Genomic DNA, 20,260 nt, shown 5'->3' on the forward strand with positions numbered 1-20,260 from the left:
GATGACTGCCTCCGACACCGTCGCCAAGCGCAAGACCCTGCGCGAGCGCTGGCAGCGCCTGCGCCAGGGCGAGCAGAACCCGGCCGGCCACCAGAACATGCTGCTGCTGATCCAGCTGCGCTGGCTGGCGGTGCTGGGGCAGGTCTCCACGATTGCCTTCGTGGTGCTGGTGTTCGACCTGCACCTGCCGCTGCCGCACATGCTGGAGGTGCTGTCCTGCCTGATCGCCTTCAACATCGCCAGCCACCTGCGCTGGCATGAACGGCGCATCGCCACCAATGCCGAACTGTTCCTGGCCTTGCTGGTGGATGTGGCGGTGCTGACCTTCCAGCTTTACCTGAGCGGCGGCATCACCAATCCCTTCGCCTTCCTGTACCTGATGCAGATCATCCTCTCGGCCGTGCTCCTGAAGCCCTGGTCGAGCTGGGCCATCGTCGCCGTGACCATGGCCTGCCTGGCGGGACTGGCACTGTTTTCCGAGCCGCTGGCACTGCCGCCGGACCACAACGCGGGCTTGCTGAGCCTGTATGTGGAGGGCACGCTGATCTGCTTCCTGCTCAATGCCGGGCTGATGGTGTTCTTCATCACCCGCATCAGCAGCAACCTGCGCGCCGGTGATGCCTTGCTGGCCGACCTGCGCCAGCGTGCCGCCGAGGAAGACCACATCGTGCGCATGGGTCTGCTGGCTTCGGGAGCAGCCCATGAACTGGGGACGCCGCTGGCGACAGTGTCAGTGATCCTGGGTGACTGGAAGCGCATGCCCGAAATCAGCCAGCGCGCCGACATGCTGGAAGACATCGCCGAGATGGAAGCCCAGCTGCAGCGCTGCAAATCCATCGTCAGCGGCGTGTTGCTGTCGGCCGGCGAGGCGCGCGGCGAATCATCCATCAAGACCACGATCAACACCTTCCTCGACAGCGTCGCCGAAGACTGGCGCAAGACGCGGCCGGTGGAGATCTTCGAATACCGCAACCTGATCGGGCAGGATGTGCCGGTCGCCTTCGACTCGGCCATCAAGCAGATGCTGGGCAACGTGCTGGACAACGCCTTCGAGGTCTCGCCGCAATGGCTGGCGCTGGAGGTGCGGCGGGAAGGGGATCTGCTGCTCATGGAAGTGAGCGATCACGGCCCCGGCTTCCCCGACTGGATGATCAACCAGATCGGCAAGCCCTATCAGTCCACCAAAGGCAAGCCGGGACGCGGGCTGGGCCTGTTCTTCGTGGTCAACGTGGCGCGCAAGCTGGGCGGACGGGTCTGGGCCAGCAATCGCGCCGCGGGTGGCGCGCGCGTGACGCTTGAGCTGCCGCTGTCGGCCATCAGCCTGGCCCCGCTGACCGAAACGGCGCCGGGCAGCGAACCACCGGACTATCCGACCGGCGCTTGATGTGCCGCAAGCCGTGCCTGACGCGGCTTTGACTGTAATCATTTCCTTTTTCTTCAGGTGCCGGCGATGCCCGGCGCCGTCTCGCCTTACAATACCGGCTTTGGCAAAGTAGAAAAATAGGAAATGTACATGCCGGCTGATCGCCTGCTTCTGATCATCGAGGACGACGCCGCCTTCGCACGCACCTTGGGACGCTCCTTCGAGCGTCGCGGCTACACCGTCCTGCTGGCCGCCAGCCAGGAGGAAGCGGCGGCCCACCTGAAAGAACACAGTCCCGGCTATGCCGTGGTCGACCTGAAGCTGGGCGGCAACGCCTCCGGCCTGGCTTGCGTGCAGATGCTGCATGCCCACGATGAAGCCATGCTCATCGTCGTGCTGACCGGCTTCGCCAGCATCACCACGGCGGTGGAAGCCATCAAGCTGGGCGCCTGCCAGTACCTCGCCAAACCCTCCAATACCGACGACATCGAAGCCGCCTTCGGCCACGTGGCCGGTGCGTCCGACGTCGAACTGCCCGCGCGCGCCACCTCCATCAAGACCCTGGAATGGGAACGCATCCACGAGGTGCTGGTGGAAACCGATTTCAACATCTCCGAAACCGCGCGCCGCCTCGGTATGCACCGCCGTACCCTGGCGCGCAAGCTGGAAAAACAGCGTGTGAAGTAAACTGCACACGGCTGCGCCAGCGGTTATCATTACGCCCGCCCCGCGCGCCGCAACGGCCGGGGCACTCTCACCAGAAGGGAATGACGTGAACCATTTCAACTTCCAGCGCGGCCTGCTGTGGGCGTGCGCCGCGACCATCGTGAATCTTTCTGCAGGCGCAGCCCAGGCCCAGGAAACCATCAAGATTGGCGAGATCAACAGCTACAAGGCGCAGCCTGCCTTCCTGGAACCGTACCGCCGGGGCTGGGAGATGGCCCTGGATGAAGTCAATGCCGCCGGTGGCGTGCTGGGCAAGAAGCTGGAAGTGATCGCCCGCGACGACAATGGCAACCCCGGGGATTCGGTGCGCGTGGCCGAAGAGCTGATGGCGCGTGAACGCGTGGCGCTGCTCTTTGGCGGCTTCCTCTCCAATACCGGCCTGGCGCTCACCGATTACGCCAAGCAGCACAAGGTCTTCTTCCTGGCAGCCGAGCCGCTGACCGACAAGATCGTCTGGCAGAACGGCAACAAGTACACCTACCGCCTGCGTCCGTCCACCTACATGCTGGTGGCGTCCGTGGTGAAGGAAGCAGCCAAGCTGAAGAAAAAGCGCTGGGCCATCGTCTATCCCAACTATGAATACGGCCAGTCCGCCGTCGCCAGCTTCAAGACCCTGCTCAAGCAAGCCCAACCTGATGTGGAATTCGTCGCCGAACAAGCGCCGCCGCTGGGCAAGATCGATGCGGGCGCGGTCACGCAGGCGCTGGCCGATGCCAAGCCGGATGCCATCTTCAATGCACTCTTCGCCGCCGACCTGGGCAAGTTCGTGCGTGAAGGCAATACGCGCGGCCTGTTCGATCAGGTGGAGGTGGTGTCGCTGCTGACCGGTGAACCGGAATACCTCGATCCGCTGAAGAACGAAGCCCCGCAGAACTGGATCGTCACCGGCTACCCCTGGTACGCCATCAACACCCCCGAACACAAGAAGTTCGTGGACGCCTATCGCAAGAAATTCAACGACTACCCGCGCAATGGTTCGCTGGTTGGCTACAGCGCGTTGATGTCCATTGCCGCCGGCATCAAGAAAGCCGGCAGCACCGATGCCGACAAGCTCGCTGCGGCCTTCTCGGGCCTGAAGGTGGAGACGCCGGTGGCTTCCATCGTCTATCGTCCGCAGGATCACCAGTCCACGCTGGGCGCTTTCGTCGGTCGTACCGGCATCAAGGACGGCAAGGGCATCATGACCAGCTTCAGCTATGTCGACGGCGCCAGCCTGCAGTTGCCGGATGCCGAGGTCAAGAAGCTGCGTCCGGCGGATTGACCTGCCACGCTGATCTTGCTCACGTTCCAATGCGGCCGTTGCTGATGCCATGACGCTTGCCAGCCTCACCGTCCAGCTGCTCAATGGCCTGGCCGATGCTTCCGCGATGTTTTTGGTGGCGGCAGGCCTGTCGCTGATCTTCGGCGTTACCCGCATCGTCAATTTTGCGCATGGCTCGTTCTACATGCTGGGGCTGTATGTGGCCTACAGCCTGGTGGAGCGGCTGGGCAGCACGGCGCTCGGTTTCTGGGGCGCACTGCTGCTGGCCGCGCTCACCGTGGCCGCGCTGGGTGCCGTGGTGGAAGTGCTGGTCTTGCGTCGCATCTATCGTGCGCCGGAACTGTTCCAGCTGCTGGCCACCTTTGCCCTCGTCCTCATCATCAAGGATGCCGCGCTCTGGATCTGGGGTCCGGAAGACCTGTTCGGCCCGCGTGCGCCAGGGCTCTCCGGTGCCGTACATCTGCTGGGGCGTCGGCTGCCGCAATACGATCTGCTGCTCATCGTCATCGGTCCGCTGGTGTTCGGGCTGCTGTGGCTGCTGCTCAACCGCACGCGCTGGGGCACGCTCATCCGCGCCGCGACGCAGGATCGCGAAATGCTGGGCGCACTGGGCGTGAACCAGGCCTGGCTGTTCACGGCCGTCTTCGCGCTGGGCTGCTTTCTGGCCGGATTGGGCGGCGCGCTGCAAGGGCCACGCATGCCGGCCAACCTGGCACTGGATCTCGATACAATCGGCAACGCCTTCGTGGTGGTGGTGGTCGGTGGCATGGGCTCGCTCGGCGGTGCCTTCGCCGCTGCCTTGCTGATCGCCGAGGTCAAGGCGCTGTGCATTGCGTTGGGCAATGTCTCCTTGTTCGGCATCGAGGTCTCGCTCTCGCGGCTCACGCTGGTGGTGGAATTTCTGGTGATGGCGGCCATCCTGGTGATGCGCCCGTGGGGCCTGTTCGGCAAGCCACTGGCGCTGGTGCGCAGCGGTGCCGGCCATGACGCGCCGTTGCGCGCACCCGGGCGCAAGGCACGCCTGGCGGGATGGGCCGCGCTGCTGGCTTTGCTGGCGCTGCCCTTGCTGGCAAGCCGCTTTCCTTATCTGCCGGTGCTGATGGTGGAAATCCTGATCGCCGTCCTCTTCGCCGCCAGCCTGCATTTCCTGATGGGGCCGGGGGGCATGGTGTCCTTCGGTCACGCCGCCTATTTCGGATTGGGAGCCTATGCCGCCGCACTGGTCACGCTCAAACTGCAGTGGCCGATGCCGCTGGCCATGCTCGCCGGTGCACTCGCGGCCATGGCTGGCGCGATCCTGTTCGGCTGGTTCTGCGTGCGGCTGTCGGGCGTGTATCTGGCCATGCTGACGCTGGCCTTCGCCCAGATCGTGTGGGCCACCTTTTTCCAGTGGGATGACCTGACCGGCGGCAGCAACGGGCTGGTCGGCATTCGTCCCGCAGAAACGCTGGCCTCGCCGCTGGCCTACTACTACCTGGCCCTGGGCTGTGCCGCGCTTGGCGTCATTCTCCTGCGGCGCGTGATCCATGCGCCGTTCGGACTGGCCTTGCGCGCCGCCCGCGACGCGGCCGTGCGCGCCGAGTCGCTGGGCATGGACGTGCGCCGCCTGCAATGGGGCGGCTTCGCCATCGCCGGGCTGTTCTGCGGATTGGCCGGTGTGCTGTTCGCCTTCTCCAAGGGCAGCATCTCGCCCGAGGTGGCCAGCGTGGGGCGCTCGGTGGATGGCCTGGTGATGGTCTTGCTGGGCGGCGTGCAGAGCCTGCTCGGTCCGCTGCTGGGCGCAGCGCTGTTCACCTGGCTGCAAGACCTGGTGGCGCGCGAGACCGATTACTGGCGTGCCTTGCTGGGCGGCGTGATCTTGCTGCTGGTGTTGCTGTTCCCCGGCGGCATGGCAGGCGCGTTCAGCCGCCTGCGTGCACCGTTGAAGCGGGAGGAGGGCGCATGAGCCTGCTGCAGATCGATGGCCTGCGCAAATCCTTCGGTGGTGTCGCCGCGCTGGATGGCGTTTCCTTTACGCTGCCGGCTGGCGAGATGCTGGCGCTGATCGGACCGAATGGTGCTGGCAAGTCCACCTGCTTCAATCTCATCAACGGCCAGTTGCGTCCGGATGCCGGCCGTGTGCTGCTCGATGGCGAGGATATTGCCGGTCTCGATGCGCGCCGCATCTGGCGGCGCGGTGTGGGGCGGACTTTCCAGGTGTCGGCAGCTTTTGCATCGCTGACCGTGCTCGAAAACGTCCAGGCCGCCTTGCTCTCGCATCGTCGCCGGCTGTGGCAGCTATGGCGTCCCGCTGCGGCTTGCCTGCACGATGAAGCGATGGCCCTGCTGGCACAGGTCGGCATGGCCGATCAGGCAGCACGGGCCTGCGGCGTGCTGGCCTATGGCGACATCAAGCGCGTCGAGCTGGCCATGGCGCTGTCCAATGCGCCGCGTCTGCTGTTGATGGATGAACCGACCGCCGGCATGGCCCCGCGCGAGCGGCAGGAACTGATGGCCCTCACACGCCGCCTGGTCAGCGAACGCGGCTTGTCGGTACTCTTCACCGAGCACAGCATGGATGTGGTGTTCTCGTTTGCCGACCGCATCATCGTACTGGCGCGCGGCCAGTTGATCGCGCAAGGCTTGCCCGAGGAGGTGCGTCAGGACGCGCGGGTACGCGAGGTCTACTTCGGCTCGGGTGCCAGCTTCGGGAGCCCGGCATGAGTGGGCCATTGTTGATGGTCGAGGGACTGCATGCCTTCTATGGGCAGGCGCATATCCTGTTCGATCTCTCGCTGGAAGTGGGGCGCGGCGAAGTGGTCGCGCTCACCGGGCGCAACGGCGCGGGCAAATCCACCACGCTCAAGGCGCTGATGGGCTTGCTGGAAGGCACGCAGGGCCAGGTCACGCTGGACGGCCGCGACATCACGCGCCTGGCCCCTTTCCAGCGCGCCCGCCTGGGACTCGGTTTCGTGCCCGAGGACCGGCGCATCTTCACCGAACTGAGCGTGCTGCAGAATCTGGAAACCGGTCGGCAGCCTGCGCGCGCGGGCGAGCCGGCATGGACGCCGCAGGCGCTCTTCGAGCTCTTCCCCAACCTGGGGGGTATGCCGCATCGTCCCGGGGGACGCATGAGTGGCGGCGAACAGCAGATGCTGACCATTGCCCGCACGCTCATGGGCAATCCGCACCTGCTGTTGCTGGATGAGCCTTCCGAAGGCGTGGCCCCGGTGATTGTGGAGCAGATGGCAAACATGATCCTGCAATTGAAACGGCGCGGCATGTCCATCCTCCTCTGCGAACAGAATACGCACTTCGCCGGCCTGGTCAGCGACCGCAGCTACACACTGGATCAGGGCCGCATGTTGCCGTAGGACAGCACGCCATCCCGGCAAGCTCATCCATGGCAAACCGGCCTGCAGCAAGGGCTGCGCAACCTGCGCGCCGACATGTAACAGAGCACTCGCATTCTTGTTGCAAATCGACCGGGAACCGTTGAGGTCGTCCGTGTCCAAACTCCTGAAAGCAGCTCGCTTCCCGTTGCCTCACTGCAACCGAGCCCAGCCCACTGGAGAAAAATACAATGCCCAACACCGCCAAGCACCCCACGGTGCATTGGCCTGCCGACGACTTCAATGATGCAGGAATGCGCAACGACCACGCCAAGGTCGCGGTAGGCGATGACGCCAACGATATCTTCTTTGCAGCCGTCGAAATGACGCGCATGCCGATGATCGTGTCCGATCCCAACAAGCCGGACAATCCCATCATCTTCGTCAACAACGCCTTCATGAACATGACCGGCTACAGCCGGGCCGAGGTCGTGGGCAAGAACTGCCGTTTCCTGCAAGGCCCGGAGACCGACCGCGCAGTGGTCGCACAAGTGCGCCAGGCCGTGGCGGAAAAGCGCGAGCTCGCCACCGAGTTGCTGAACTACCGCAAGAACGGCTCGACGTTCTGGAATGCGCTCTTCATTTCACCGGTCTATGACCAGCATGGCGAACTGAAATACTTTTTCAGCTCGCAACTGGACATCAGCCGCCGCCGCGACGCCGAACAGGCCCTCGGCCAGGCGCGCAAGATGGAAGCGCTGGGCCAGCTGACCGGCGGTATCGCGCATGACTTCAACAACCTGCTGCAGGTCATCAGCGGTTACCTGGACATCATCAATCTGGCCCTGCGCAGCGATAAGCCCGACCTGGGCCGTGTCTCGCGCAGCGCCGACAGCATCCGCAAGGCTTCCGGCAAGGCGGCCATGCTGACCCAGCAATTGCTGGCCTTCGCCCGCAAGCAGCGGCTGGAGGGGCGCACCATCAACCTGAATTCGCTCACGGAAGGTTTCACCGATCTCGTGCAGCGCACGCTCGGTGGCGATATCGAGGTCCAAACCGAGCTGGCCTCGGGCCTGTGGAATTGCCGTCTCGATCCGACCCAGATGGAAGTGGCATTGCTGAACGTGCTCATCAATGCGCGCGATGCGATGTCCGGCAAGGGTACGGTAAAAATCCATACAAGCAATGAAGACCTGACGTCGGAGGATCGTGCCATCCAGCTGGGTGTAAAACCCGGCCTCTATGTCTGCATCGCGGTCACGGACAACGGCCCGGGCATTCCTGCGGACATCCTGCCGCGCGTGATGGATCCGTTCTTCACCACCAAGGACGAAGGCAAGGGCACCGGCCTCGGTCTGTCGATGGTGTATGGCTTCGTCAAGCAGTCCGGCGGATCCGTGCGCATCGTCTCCAGCGCAGAGCGCGGCACGACAGTCTCGATCTACTTCCCGGCCACGCAGGACCAGGTCGGGGGGGCCTTCGAGTATGACAACCGCACGCATACCCAAGGCGGTCACGAGCACATTCTGGTGGTTGACGATAGAATCGAAGTCGCCGAGCTGGCCCAGGCGATGCTGGAAAGCCTGGGCTATCGCGTCAGCATGGTGAATTCACCGACGGAAGCCTTGCAGGTGCTGCGTTCCGAACCGAAGGTGGATCTGCTTTTCACCGACCTCATCATGCCGGGCAGCATGAATGGCGTGGTACTGGCGCGAGAGGCCCGGCGCATGATACCTTCCATCAAAATTTTATTAACTACCGGTTATGCCAGTGAATCGATAGAGCGGCATGGTGCCGATGGCGAATTTCCCGTCCTCGACAAACCTTACCGCCACGATGAGCTGGCCCGCAAGATCCGCATTGTCCTCGACGGCGCCACTGGCGTGAGCTGAAAAGAATAACAACAAGTCGTCCGTACACGTGCCCTCACACGAAGGGGAGTCGTCCCATGCAATTGGATCACCTGTTGGCCAGGGCGCAGTCCCTGGCCTATCGCATTTCGGCCGAATTCAACGGCCAGCCTTTGCCCGATGACCGGCGCGCCTGCGCCGCCATCGGTTGTCTCACTGTGGCCCAGCAACATCACTGCGGCATCATCCTGCTGCTGCGTGATGACATGCCGGTCCACGCCTCGGCCTTTGCCCTCATCGGGCACCAGATCGAGGCCGCCTTCAATGCCCTGTGGCTGTGGTACTGCGCCAGCGAAGAGGAGCTCACGCGCTTCCTGGTCGACGGCAGCGGCAAGAGCATGCGCCAGCTGGTCACGCAGGTTGACAGCGTACTGGCCGGCCGCGACGGCCAGGAGGCCGCCATCCTCGGTGGCCACTGGGTGCGGCTGAGCGATTTCGTCTTCTCCGGCGAGCGCCGCATCCGTCACTGGCTCGATGCCAACGAGGTCGATGCCATGTATTCCGAAGAGGCCGTCACCGACCTGGTGGAATTGTCCAACTCCATGGCAGAACTGGGGCTGGCCAGCTATCGCACGATTCACGACAAGCACATCACGGCCGTGCGCAGTGGCACGTCCAACGTCGTCAAGATGGATCTGGCCAAGTAAGAAGACCAGCCACTTGGGCCGCCGTCATTTCAGGTGACCAGGGCAGACGCCCCAGCAGCGGCGCTTGCAGCCGCTGCACCAGCGTGTTCACCATGGCGCCGGCCTGCGTCTCTCGAGCATCGACATGATTGGCCACCCAGCCCGCCAGGCGCAGCCCGCGCGCGCAGATGGCCAGCGCACTCAGCAAGGCATGATTGATGCAGCCAAGGCGGATGCCGACCACGAGGATCACGGGCAAGCCCAGCCGGGCCACCAGATCGTCGCTGTTGTGGTCCGCATCGAGCGGCACCATGAAGCCACCCGCACCTTCCACAATCAGTACGTCACACGCCGACTGCAATTGCGCATGGCATAGCGCCAGGTGATCGAGCGCAATCTGCACGCCTTCTTCCGCCGCTGCAATGTGCGGTGCCGTGGCCTGCCGCAGCAGGTAAGGATTCACCAGGTGCACCGGCAAATCCACATTGGCCGCGGCCTGCAAGGCCTGCACATCCTCGTTGCACCAGACGCCGTCCTGCAGGAAAGCCCCGGACGCCACCGGCTTCATGCCGCCGGCACGCACGCCTCGCGCGGCGTGCAAGTGGATGAGCGCGGACGCCACCAGCGTCTTGCCGACGCCGGTATCGGTACCGGTGACGAAATAGCTGCGGCCGCTCATGGGCGAGCCTCGGCGCGCATCGCCGCATCGAAGGCCGCATGCAGACGCTCGCCCAGCCATTGCGCCTGGGCCGCATCGAGGATGTAGGGCGGCATCACGTAAAGCGTCTTGCCGATCGGGCGCACCAGCAGTTCGCGTTGCGCGGCCTCGTCGGCGAGCCGGCGCGAAAAACCTGCCGCGACGGCGGCATCATCGATGCGCGCATCACAAGCCCAGATCATGCCGCGCTGGCGCACGTGCCGCACCCGCGCATCCTGCGCCAGCGGCTGCAGGGCCTGGGCCAGCACCGGGGCGAACCGTGCATTGCGGTCCAGCACCTGTTCCTGCTCGAAGATGTCCAGCGTCGCCAGCGCAGCACGGCACGCCAGTGCATTGCCGGTATAGGAGTGCGAATGCAGGAAGCCGCGCCGCACATCGTCATCGTAGAAAGCGGCATAGATGGCCTCGCTGGCCATCACCAGCGACAGCGGCAGGTAGCCACCGCTGATGCCCTTGGACAGGCACAGCAGATCCGGCCACACGGCCGCCTGCTCACAGGCGAAGAAGCGGCCGGTACGCCCGCAGCCGACCGCGATCTCGTCGGCGATGAGGTGCGCGCCGTAGGCATCGCACAGCCCGCGCAATCCGCGCACATACTGTGGATCATGCATGGCCATGCCCGCAGCGCATTGCACCAGCGGTTCGACGATGAGGGCGGCAATGCGTCCGCTGCGTTCCTGCAGCAGCCTTTCCACATCGGCCAGCGCGCGGCGGCTGACATCGGCGGCCGTCTCGCCCGGTTCCGCCTGGCGCGCATCGGGCGAGGCAGCGATATGTGCCGGACGCAGCAGGGATTCATAGGCACTGCGAAAGAGCGGCGTGTCGGTCACGCCGAGCGCCCCCACGGTCTCGCCGTGATAGCCGCCGGCGATGCAGATGAATTCATTCTTGTCTGCATGCCCGGCATTGCGCCATGCATGCACGCTCATTTTCAGCGCGATCTCCACCGCCGAGGCACCGTCCGAGGCATAGAAGCAATGGCCCAGCGCATGCTCCGTCAGCGCCGCCAGCCGCTCGGAGAGCTGCACCACCGGCTCATGCGTGAAGCCTGCCAGCATGGCGTGCTCCAGCTGGCCCAACTGGTCGATCAGGGCCGCATTGATGCGCGCATTGGTGTGGCCGAACAGATTGACCCACCAGGAACTGATGGCATCCAGATAGCGCCGTCCCTCGGTATCGACCAGCCATGCACCGTGCGCACGGGTCAGCGCGATGGGAGGCGTACGCTCATGCTGGCGCATCTGGGTGCAGGGATGCCACACGCTGCGCAGGCTGCGGGCGGCCAGCGGGCTTGCCATGGTCATGCGGATTCTCCTTGTGCCAGTGATCTCAGTGCCGCCACCAGGCGCGCCACATCGGCCGGGGTATGCAGGGCTGACAGGCTGATGCGCAGCCGGGCTGTCCCCTTGGGGACCGTGGGCGGGCAGATCGCCGGCACCCAGATGCCCCTGACGCGCAGGGCAGCCGAGAGGGCGCGGGCGGCCGCATTGTCGCCCACGATCAGCGGCTGGATGGCGGTCGGGGAGGGCAGGAGTGTCCACGGCAGCCCCGCCAGTCCGCTGCGCAATTGCTTGGCCAGTACCTGCAGATGCGCGCGCCGCCACTCTTCGCGGGCGATCAGGCGCAGGCTGGCCGAGGTGGCGGCGGCCAGCGCGGGGGGATGCGCCGTGCTGAACATGTAGGTACGGGCGCGCTGCAGGATCCATGCAAGCACGCCGGCGTCACCGGCGACGAAAGCGCCGGCCACCCCGGCCGCCTTGCCCAGCGTGCCCATCAGCAGCACGTGCGGCGCCTGTACGCCCGCCAGGGCCAGGCTGCCTCGTCCTTGCGGGCCAAGTACGCCCAGGCCATGGGCGTCATCCACCAGCAGCCAGGCTTCATGCCGGGCGCACACTGCCGCCAGTTCGGCCAACGGGGCCAGGTCGCCATCCATACTGAACACGGCATCGGTGAGCACCAGCTTGCGAGGGCTGCAGCAGCGGGAGAGCACCTGCTCCAGTCGGCTCACATCGTTGTGCGGAAATACCTTCAGGCTGGCCCCGGACAAGCGTGCGCCATCGATCAGCGAGGCATGGGCCAGGCGATCCACGATGACGGTATCCCCTTTGCCGGCCAGCGCTGCGGCGACCCCCAGGTTGGCCATGTAGCCATTGCCGAACACCAGCGCCGAAGGCCTGCGGACAAAGGCCGCCAGTTCGTCTTCCAGCGTTTCATGCGCGCGGCTGTGGCCGCTGATCAGAGGCGAGGCCGCTGCACCCACGCCATAGCGCTGCAAGGCCTCGGCGGCAGCGGCGATGAGCTGCGGATGGTTGGCCAGGCCCAGGTAATCGTTGCTGCAGAAGGACAATTCGTCGTGTCCATCGACCTGCAGCAGCGGTCCCTGCGGACCGTCGACCACACGCCGCGTGCGCAGCAGGCTCTGGCTGGCGAGGGCGTCCAGCTCACGGGTGAAATCTTGCATGGAGGGGCTTTCAGAAAAAAACGGACAAGCGATCCAGCGCCCGATAGGCGGCATTGCCTTGCCACACCGGCGTTTCGCCAGCGAGGGACAGCGTGGGCAGGCGCTGCATCAGCACGCTGAAGGCGATTTCGGCTTCCAGCTGCGTCAGCGCCGCACCCAGGCAGACGTGCGGCCCCTGGCCAAAGGACAGGTGCATGCCTTCGTCACGCCGGATGTCGAAGCGCTGCGGATCACGGAAGCGGCGCGCATCGTGATTGGCCTGCCCGATATGCAGGATGGCCAGCTGGCCGCGCTGCAGGCGTTGACCGGCCAGCGACACCTCCTGCAACAGGCGGCGGCCGGTGTACTGCACCGGGCTGTCATGGCGCAGCATCTCCCGCACAGCCATCCGCAGGGCGGCGGGGTCCGCTTGGCGGGCCTTGAGCGCTGCCCATTGCGCTGGATCTTGCAGCAGCGCGAGCACGCCATTGCCCAGCAGATTGCGGGTGGTCTCGTAGCCGGCGAAGAGCAGGGTACTGCACTGGGCCAGCAATTCGTTGCGATTCAGTTGTCCGCTTGCATGGGCTTGCAGCAGGCCGCGCAGAAGACAAGCCTCGGGCAGCTCGTCCGCGCGCGCCAATGCCTGGCTGAAGAAATCACACAGATTGCGCATCGCCTGTTGCGCCGCGAGGGTCTGCGTGGCGTCCGGCGTCGGACTGCCGATGAAGGCCGCCAGATCGGCCGCCCAGTCGATGAATTCCGCCGGTACGCGGTCGGGCAATCCCATCAGTTGCGCAATCACCAGGGCGGGCAGGGGACGTGCAAAGCGCGCGATGAAATCGAAGCCGCGTGCTGCCTGCGGATCGGTCACGATGTCATCGGCCAGTCGCTGTGCCAGTGCGGTGATGTCGCCGCGCCGGGCTTGCAGGTCAGCCGGTTTGAATCCCGGATTGAGTACGCCGCGCAGGCGGCGATGGGCGCGGCCGTCGAGGAACAGCAAGGAACGCGAGAACAGGCGCTTGAACTGACGCTGCGCTTCGTCCTGCTGCCCATTACCGGTATCGCCGAGCCCGCTGTTGATCCAGCGGGCCGCGCGCCGCACGGAGAAGCGCGGGTCGCGCAAGGCAGCGGCGACTTCCTCGTAGCCGGTGATGACCCAGGCTCCGCCGCAGTGGGCGCTGCTCCAGTGCAGTGGCATCAGGCGGCCGCAGGTGCCGCTTGCAGGCCCAGGCGCTGCAGCAGGTCGAGGTCGGCCGAGACCGGCGCATTGGCCGTGGTCAGCAGTTTGGCCCCGAGGAAGATGGAGTTCGCACCCGCTGCAAAGCACAGTGCCTGGGTCGCTTCGCTCATGCTCTCGCGCCCGGCGGAGAGGCGGATCACCGCGTGCGGCAGGGCGATGCGGGCCACCGCCACGGTGCGCACGAATTCGAATTCGTCCAGCGGTGCCACATCCTGCAGCGGCGTGCCCGCGATCGGCACCAGGTGATTGATCGGCACTGATTGCGGCGGCACCGGCAGGCTGGCCAGCTGGGCAATCAGGCCGGCACGCTGGGCGCGCGTCTCACCCATGCCGATGATGCCGCCGCAGCACACGTTGAGGCCGGCTTCCTGCACGCGTTGCAGGGTGTCCAGCCGGTCCTGGTAGCTGCGGGTGGAGATGACCTGGCCATAGAAATCGGGCGCGGTATCGAGGTTGTGGTTGTAGTAGTCCAGTCCGGCCTGCTTGAGCGCCTCGGCCTGGGCTTGCTCCAGCATGCCGAGGGTCATGCAGGTTTCCATCCCGAGTGCGCGCACCTGGCTGACCATCTCGGTGAGCGCGGCCATGTCACGCTGCTTGGGATTGCGCCACGCCGCACCCATGCAAAAGCGCGTCGCGCCCTGGTCGCGCGCGGCTTGTGCGGCCTGCACTACCTCGTCCACGCCCATCAGCTTGCCGGCCGGCACGCCCGCTTCCTTGTGATGCGCCGACTGCGAGCAATAGCCGCAGTCTTCCGCGCAGCCCCCGGTCTTGATCGACAGCAGGCTGGACAGCTGAACTTCATTGGCGCGGTGGTGCTGGCGATGCATGGTCTGTGCGCGGTACAGCAGATCGAGGAAGGGCAGTTCAAACAGCTGCTCGGCCGCGCTGCTGTCGATGGCGGCCAAAGGGCGGTGGAAATGCAGGGGGGCGCTGGCTTGGGCAGCGGCGGTGGAAGGGCACTGGCTCATCGATAAAATCCGGTCCGTGAGTGAAAAGGCTTAGAATTCAGCTTCGGCGGATTCTAACTTCGCTCAAATTCGTTCAACAATTTCTTTTTTCATAGATTATCTATAAAAATATGGCGCTTCATTCCGAGCATCCGAGCACCGTGGAACGCATCGCGGAGGTCCTGCGCACGCGCATCATCCGCGGTGAAATCGCAGGCGGGGCGGCGCTTCGGCAGGATCACGTGGCACAGGAATTCCGGTCCAGCCACGTGCCGGTACGGGAAGCGTTTCGTCAGTTGGAAGCCGAGGGATTGGTGCTCACATTGCCCCGTCGCGGGGTGCGGGTCACGCAGGTGGACCGGGCGGCGGTCAAGGAAAATGCCGAGATGCGGGGCTCGCTGGAAATCCTGGCCCTGCGCCACAGCATCCGCAAGTTCGGCCCCGAACATATCGCCCGCCTGGAAGCCGCCCAGGAGGCCTGTGCCCAGGCCGCATCGCTGATCGAATGGGATGCCGCCAACAACCTGTTCCACGACATCCTCTCCAGCGAATGCGGCATGCCGCGCCTGCTGGCGGTGTTGAAGCAACTGCAGCTGACCAATTCACGCTACCTGTTCTCGACCGGCTTCAAGCGCGGCTGGCAGCCGCGTTCGGATCACGATCACCGCCTCATCATCGACGCCTTGCGCGACAAGAAGACTGACCGTGCCGTGCAGCTGCTGAGCATGCACATCGGCACCATGGAACGGGTCGGCTTCGTGACGGCTTAGGCCTTGCCCTGCTGGGCGAACTGCGACGGCGGCACGCCGACATGCCGGCTGAAGGCCACGCTGAAGGTGGAGGCCGAGCTGTAGCCTACCTGCTGCGCCACCGTCGCCATGGAGGCCGCCTCGCCCAGCAGCAGCCGCTTGGCCAGTGCCATGCGCCAGGCCAGCAGGTATTCCATCGGAGCCAGTCCGACTTCACGGCGGAAGCGTTCAAAGAAGGAGGAGCGCGACAGCGCAGCAGCCCGCGCCAGCCGCAGCACGTTCCAGTTGTCGGCGGGCCGCGCATGTATGGATCGCAGCGCCGCTGCGAGCCGTACATCGCCCAGACCCCGCAGCAGGCCGGGTGTGGCGGCCGCTCCGGTGTCCGTGCCGGAACGCAGGGCTTCGATCAGCAGCACCTCCAGCAGCCGCGCCAGCACGACGTCGCGCGCCGGACGCTCGGCGCGGTATTCGTCGCCCACCAGTTGCACCAGCGTATGCAGGCGCGCATGGGCGCGCACCACAACCAGGCTGGGCAGCAGCGAGAGCAGCAGCGGCGTATCGGGCGAGGCGAAGACGCAATGGCCGACCACCAGTTGCACCTGCGGCGGCAAGCCCAGCGTCCCCAGGTGATAGCGCCCATCAGGCAGACGCGGTGGCGGATTGTCTTCATCGAGCAGGGCGTCATCGCAATCGTCCATGCTGGCCAGGGTAAAACCCTGCAAGGCTGGCGCCAGGAAAAAATCACCGGCGTGCAGCACGATGCAGGTCTCCTCGGTCATTGCGCCGGCATCTGCGCGCAGGATGCGGCAACTGCCCTCCAGCACCGCGCAATAGAAGGCCAGCTCCGGCCGGGAACGCTGCACCCGCCAGCCACCGGCACCCTGGACGTACTTGGTGTAGCGGGCGGCCGGCTGCAGCAGACTGACCACTTCGGCCAGGGGATCGGTGAGTGCGGGTTCGGTCATGGCTGGACGATTGCCAATGAATGATGGACTCCGGATTGTAGCAAGTCCGGCCACGGGCGCCTATTCTTCGCCTTGTTCTCTTTCACCTCACAAGGAATCCAGCATGAAAACCGTCCTCATCACCGGCTGTTCGTCCGGCTTCGGCCTCGAAATCGCCTCGTACTTCCTGCAACGCGACTGGCAGGTCATCGCCACCATGCGTACACCGCGCAGCGACTTGCTGCCCGACTCGCCCCGGCTGCGCATCCTGCCGCTGGATGTGACCAGCGATACCAGCATCGCCGCTGCCATCGCAGAGGCCGGCCCGATTGACGTGCTGGTCAACAATGCCGGTATCGGTGCGCTCGCCGCCGTCGAAGCCCAGCCCATGGCGCAGGTGCGCGAGATCTTCGACACCAACACCCTCGGCAGCATCGCCATGACGCAGGCGGTCATCCCGCAGATGCGCCAGCGCGGCGCGGGCGTGATCGTCAATGTCACCTCCTCGGTGACCTTGCGTTCCTTGCCGCTGCTGGCGGTCTACACGGCCAGCAAGGCTGCCGTGAATGCCTTCACCGAATCCGTCGCCCTCGAACTGGCCAGCGTCGGCGTGCAGGCGCGTCTGGTCCTGCCGGGGCGCGCACCGCAGACCCGCTTCGCCGAGAATGCCCGGCCGCGCATGGAAGGGGCGATCCCGGATGCTTACGGCGCACTCGCGGCGGAAGTATTCAGCAATTTCCAGGATCACAGCCAGATCACCCACGCCAGCGATGTAGCCGAAGCGGTGTGGCGGGCGGCGACCGAGGCAGGAGCGCCGATGCGCATCGCCGCAGGAGAAGATGCGGTGGAATGGATGCGCTCGGCCTCCGCATAAACGCCAGCAGCCCGGAAAACCTTGGTACAAGGGGCAGTGGCGATGTATGGATTTTTGTTGTTGGTGCATCCATACTAGATGTCTGCCTGTACACCTGCCGGCAGGCAGCCCTTCACCAGGATTTTCCATGGCCAGACCGGACCCTTCACACACCGCAGATCCCTCCGTGGACTGGATCAGCCGTTTCACGGCGCATGGCGGTCCACGTTATCTGCAGATCGTGGGCTTTTTGGAGCAGGCCATCGCCGACGAACGCCTCAAGCCCGGCGATCGCCTGCCGCCGCAGCGGATGCTGGCTGATCGCCTCGACGTCGATCTCACCACCGTCACCCGCGCCTACGGCGAAGCGCGCCGCCGCCAGTTGCTGGAGGGACGCGGCGCCGCCGGGAGTTTCGTGGCCGCGCCCAAGGTGGACCTGAGCCAGGTGATCGACCTGTCGATGAACATCCCGCCGCCGCCGGCCGGTATTGATCTGGATGACCTGCTGCGCCAGGGGGTGTCGCAGGTGCTGATGCACAGTGATGTCGATCTGCTGATGACGTATCACCTGGGTGGCGGCAGCAGTGCCGACCGCGCCGCCGATGCGATGTGGCTGCAGGACATGCTGGGGCCGGTGGAAGACGAACGGGTGCTGGCCTGTCCGGGCGCGCAGTCGGCCCTGGCTGCCTTGCTGCTGTCGCAGACCCGTCCGGGTGAAACCGTCCTGGCCGAACCGCTGGCCTATCCTGGCCTGCTGGCGGCGGCAGCCCAGCTCGGGCGGCGCGTGGTTGCGGTCGGCGTGGATCACGAAGGCATGCGCCCGGATCTGCTCACGACCATGGTGCGCAAGTATGGCGCGCGGCTGGTCTATCTCAATCCCACGCTGCAAAATCCGACCACCCGCACCATGCCGGCCGCGCGCCGCGCCGAGATCGCTTCCGTCGCCACCCGGCTCGATCTGCGCATCATCGAGGATGATCCCTACTGGCGCTTTGCGGCCCATGCGCCCAGGCCGCTGGCGTACTATGCACCGCGGCATGTGTTTTACGTGTCCACGCTGGCCAAGTGCCTGCTCCCCGGATTGCGGACCGCGTATGTGCTCACGCCGGAAGGACAGGCACAGGACGAAGTGCTGGCTGCACTGCGGTCTTTCGTATTGATGTCCACGCCGCTGACCACGGCACTGTCGACGCAGTGGATCCACGACGGCACCGCCGCCATGCTGGCCGAAGGCATCCGCCAGGAAGCCTGGGCGCGCCAGGCGCTGGCCTTGCGTACGCTGGGTGAGGAAGGGCCGGCCGATAGCGGCGGCATCCATCTCTGGAAGGCTTTGCCGGAACACTGGAAGGGGCAGGACTTCGTCCGCAAGGCCAGGGAGGCTGGGCTCAACGTGGTTGCGCAGGACAGTTTCCAGGCCGGTGACGGCGAACCCGCGCGCAGCGGTGCGCCGCACATTCGTCTCTCGCTGGGGCGTTCGCGCAGCCGCTTTGAACTGGTCCACGCCTTGCGGCGGCTGATGGAACTGGCCCATCGCCGCAGCCTGCGCGAAACAGTAGTGTAGGTGGTGTGAGAACCTAGGCCGCGATGGCAAGACTGGTCTGGCGGCGCGCGGCTGCCAGAATCTCGCCGACGGCTTCGTCCTCCGAATGGGCGGACAGGGGCAGGGAGCCCCGGGTGATTTCTGCACGATCCTTCAGGATCGCGTAGGAGCCTTTCCAGCGGCCTTCGCTATCATCGGCCTGATAGACCAGCAGGTAACCGTCGAATTCGATTTTCTTCATAGGAGCTTCTCGCCAGGGCAAGGGGAGCATGCGCACCATGCTCGATGTTGCGCAGTATGCCGCTGGCGTGTTCTCCTGCCTGTCATCCGCCTTCGCAAAGGCGTGTAGGACAAGAACGCAATCTCATCCGTGACGCCACCTAGCGCGATTGCACCGGTGCCAGCAAGCCGTTGACCGCATCGCTGACGATCAGTCCGGGCAGGGAGGCGCGGTCATTGCTGACGATCACCGTATCCTTTTCCACGTCGCCCGGCAGGGCCAGCTGTGCGATGTAGCGGCAGTCGGCGCTGCAGGTGTAGCGCAGCACGGTCTGGCCGCGCACGGCTTCCAGGATGTACTGGCCGTTTTCGATGCCGTAATAGCGCACGGCCACCAGCGGCTGGGTCTCGCCGGCCTCGGGGTCGCGGTAGAAATACTGGCCGCGTTCGGCCCGCGCGTAATGCGGCCAGGGCGTGCTGCCTGCCGGCGCCAGGTGGTCGATCTGGCGCGCGTCCAGGCCCAGCCGCAAGCCTGGGGCGGCCGGTGCCGCAAGCGGGGCCTGGGCAGGGGGCACTGCGAGCAGGGCGGGCGCAGGCGAAGTCGCATTTCCTTTGGCGGTGAGCAGGGCCGCTGCGATGGCCGACGCGGCTTGTGCCTCCAGTTCGGTCTGGCGACGCTGATACCAGACCAGCAGGCAGGCGCGGTCGCGGCAGTTGTCTTCGCGCCAGCGCCATTGCGCATCGCTGGCGGTGCGGAAGGCACGTTGATCGGCTGCAGCCTGGCGCGCGCGGCGGTAGGCGTGGCCCAGTTGATCGTCCAGCGCCGACAGCTCGGCGTCCCGGCAGATGGTCTTTTCATTGGCCGAGCCGGCCTTGCTGCAGTCGAAGCTGGCGGCACGCGCCGACGGAAGTTCCAGCGCACCCAACAGGCTGGCGCTGCTGAGCAGGAGGATGAGGGGCAGGGTTTTCATGGCGAGACTCTCCGTATTGCGGGGACGTGATGGGCGCCAGCATCGCACTGCCATTGGCTGCCCAAAACGCGGAGAAGAAACGGATTTTTTTTAAAATCTTTGCAGCTGAAAAAGCATGTTGGCCGTTCTTCACAATTGCCCGTGCGCAGTCGCGCAAGCTCGCCCACATCCAAGTAGAACTCATTTCATCAATAGGCGTGAGATGCGTTCTGTCCAGAAAGGGCGCTGGCAAGGCGCGCGACGCGTCGTGTGGCGGTGCCACACGCAAGGAGCGCAACGCGGCCAGCGCCCTTTCTGGGCAGAACCCGGAGGGAGCGGCCCGTTTGGGCGAATTGCTGCGTTACGAATTTGGGTCAAGACGCCCAGTCTTGACCCAAATTCGCGCCTTGCACTTCATCCCAAACGGGACTCGCTCGCACTCACGCCTATTGATGAAATGAGT

General features: G+C 65.2%; 20 protein-coding genes. 12 read left to right on the forward strand and 8 right to left on the reverse strand.

Annotated elements, in window-relative coordinates; genetic code table 11:
- Position 1 precedes the first annotated feature (1 nt).
- The 8 genes from B3873_RS13975 (at position 2) to B3873_RS14010 (ending at position 9,218) form a co-directional block, all read left to right on the forward strand.
- Positions 2–1,384 carry an ATP-binding protein gene (locus tag B3873_RS13975; protein ID WP_209535829.1) on the forward strand — a complete coding sequence of 461 codons (1,383 nt, stop codon included), beginning with the start codon at positions 2–4 and terminating at the stop codon, positions 1,382–1,384.
- A gap of 129 nt (positions 1,385–1,513) precedes the next feature.
- Entirely contained in the window at positions 1,514–2,050 is a 537-nt protein-coding gene (locus tag B3873_RS13980) for a response regulator transcription factor (protein WP_121045563.1), read from the forward strand.
- 112 nt (positions 2,051–2,162) lie between these two features.
- Positions 2,163–3,350 carry an ABC transporter substrate-binding protein gene (locus B3873_RS13985; RefSeq protein ID WP_245202040.1) on the forward strand — a complete coding sequence of 396 codons (1,188 nt, stop codon included), beginning with the start codon at positions 2,163–2,165 and terminating at the stop codon, positions 3,348–3,350.
- Positions 3,351–3,399: 49 nt separating this feature from the next.
- Positions 3,400–5,295 (forward strand): ABC transporter permease, encoded by a 1,896-nt coding sequence (locus B3873_RS13990; RefSeq protein ID WP_286866762.1) that lies wholly within the window; start codon positions 3,400–3,402, stop codon positions 5,293–5,295.
- Complete coding sequence (locus B3873_RS13995) at positions 5,292–6,053, forward strand: ABC transporter ATP-binding protein (protein ID WP_209535832.1); 762 nt, start codon at positions 5,292–5,294, stop codon at positions 6,051–6,053. Before B3873_RS13990 ends, B3873_RS13995 begins: the two co-directional genes overlap by 4 nt.
- Positions 6,050–6,703 carry an ABC transporter ATP-binding protein gene (locus B3873_RS14000; protein ID WP_286866764.1) on the forward strand — a complete coding sequence of 218 codons (654 nt, stop codon included), beginning with the start codon at positions 6,050–6,052 and terminating at the stop codon, positions 6,701–6,703. Before B3873_RS13995 ends, B3873_RS14000 begins: the two co-directional genes overlap by 4 nt.
- Before the next feature lie 209 nt (positions 6,704–6,912).
- The gene (locus B3873_RS14005; protein ID WP_286866765.1) at positions 6,913–8,553 is read left to right on the forward strand and encodes a histidine kinase famiy protein; all 1,641 of its coding nucleotides are present in this window, start codon (positions 6,913–6,915) and stop codon (positions 8,551–8,553) included.
- A gap of 56 nt (positions 8,554–8,609) precedes the next feature.
- Positions 8,610–9,218, forward strand: a complete 609-nt coding sequence (locus B3873_RS14010; RefSeq protein ID WP_039785847.1) for a DUF6988 family protein — start codon at positions 8,610–8,612, stop codon at positions 9,216–9,218.
- On the opposite strand, the gene bioD is transcribed toward B3873_RS14010, so the two are convergent.
- The 5 genes from bioD to bioB are packed head-to-tail and all read right to left on the reverse strand — an operon-like array spanning position 9,196 to position 14,563.
- A complete protein-coding gene (gene bioD, locus B3873_RS14015; RefSeq protein WP_286866767.1) occupies positions 9,196–9,876 on the reverse strand; it encodes a dethiobiotin synthase in 681 nt (226 codons plus the stop codon). The two genes, B3873_RS14010 and bioD, sit on opposite strands and share 23 nt — an antisense overlap.
- The gene (bioA, locus tag B3873_RS14020) at positions 9,873–11,219 is read right to left on the reverse strand and encodes an adenosylmethionine--8-amino-7-oxononanoate transaminase (protein WP_286866769.1); all 1,347 of its coding nucleotides are present in this window, start codon (positions 11,217–11,219) and stop codon (positions 9,873–9,875) included. The genes bioD and bioA overlap by 4 nt, the downstream gene beginning before the upstream one ends.
- Positions 11,216–12,376 (reverse strand): 8-amino-7-oxononanoate synthase, encoded by a 1,161-nt coding sequence (gene bioF, locus B3873_RS14025; protein ID WP_286866771.1) that lies wholly within the window; start codon positions 12,374–12,376, stop codon positions 11,216–11,218. The genes bioA and bioF overlap by 4 nt, the downstream gene beginning before the upstream one ends.
- Before the next feature lie 10 nt (positions 12,377–12,386).
- The gene (locus tag B3873_RS14030; RefSeq protein ID WP_286866773.1) at positions 12,387–13,553 is read right to left on the reverse strand and encodes a cytochrome P450; all 1,167 of its coding nucleotides are present in this window, start codon (positions 13,551–13,553) and stop codon (positions 12,387–12,389) included.
- A complete protein-coding gene (gene bioB, locus B3873_RS14035; RefSeq protein WP_286866775.1) occupies positions 13,553–14,563 on the reverse strand; it encodes a biotin synthase BioB in 1,011 nt (336 codons plus the stop codon). Before bioB ends, B3873_RS14030 begins: the two co-directional genes overlap by 1 nt.
- 110 nt (positions 14,564–14,673) lie before the next feature.
- Here bioB and B3873_RS14040 point away from each other — a divergent pair, with 110 nt between their 5' ends.
- Positions 14,674–15,312 carry a GntR family transcriptional regulator gene (locus tag B3873_RS14040; protein WP_286866776.1) on the forward strand — a complete coding sequence of 213 codons (639 nt, stop codon included), beginning with the start codon at positions 14,674–14,676 and terminating at the stop codon, positions 15,310–15,312.
- On the opposite strand, the gene B3873_RS14045 is transcribed toward B3873_RS14040, so the two are convergent.
- Positions 15,309–16,256 carry an AraC family transcriptional regulator gene (locus B3873_RS14045; protein WP_286866778.1) on the reverse strand — a complete coding sequence of 316 codons (948 nt, stop codon included), beginning with the start codon at positions 16,254–16,256 and terminating at the stop codon, positions 15,309–15,311. The two genes, B3873_RS14040 and B3873_RS14045, sit on opposite strands and share 4 nt — an antisense overlap.
- 103 nt (positions 16,257–16,359) lie before the next feature.
- On the opposite strand from B3873_RS14045, the gene B3873_RS14050 reads away from it, so the two are divergent.
- Both B3873_RS14050 and B3873_RS14055 read left to right on the forward strand, forming a co-directional pair.
- Complete coding sequence (locus tag B3873_RS14050; RefSeq protein WP_276841004.1) at positions 16,360–17,109, forward strand: SDR family oxidoreductase; 750 nt, start codon at positions 16,360–16,362, stop codon at positions 17,107–17,109.
- Positions 17,110–17,236: 127 nt separating this feature from the next.
- Positions 17,237–18,649, forward strand: coding sequence for a PLP-dependent aminotransferase family protein (locus B3873_RS14055; RefSeq protein WP_286866781.1), 1,413 nt, complete (start codon positions 17,237–17,239; stop codon positions 18,647–18,649).
- 13 nt (positions 18,650–18,662) lie between these two features.
- On the opposite strand, the gene B3873_RS14060 is transcribed toward B3873_RS14055, so the two are convergent.
- Together B3873_RS14060 and B3873_RS14065 are read right to left on the reverse strand one after the other, a co-directional pair.
- Positions 18,663–18,869 (reverse strand): hypothetical protein, encoded by a 207-nt coding sequence (locus tag B3873_RS14060; RefSeq protein WP_166675067.1) that lies wholly within the window; start codon positions 18,867–18,869, stop codon positions 18,663–18,665.
- A 139-nt stretch (positions 18,870–19,008) separates the two neighbouring features.
- Positions 19,009–19,818, reverse strand: a complete 810-nt coding sequence (locus B3873_RS14065) for a lysozyme inhibitor LprI family protein (RefSeq protein WP_286866784.1) — start codon at positions 19,816–19,818, stop codon at positions 19,009–19,011.
- A 29-nt stretch (positions 19,819–19,847) separates the two neighbouring features.
- Between B3873_RS14065 and B3873_RS14070 the strand changes: the two genes are divergently transcribed.
- Entirely contained in the window at positions 19,848–20,258 is a 411-nt protein-coding gene (locus B3873_RS14070; protein ID WP_286866787.1) for a hypothetical protein, read from the forward strand.
- Positions 20,259–20,260 lie beyond the last annotated feature (2 nt).

The sequence above is a fragment of the Herbaspirillum sp. UBA812 genome (genome assembly GCF_002296545.1).
Lineage (GTDB): Bacteria > Pseudomonadota > Gammaproteobacteria > Burkholderiales > Burkholderiaceae_D > Herbaspirillum > Herbaspirillum huttiense.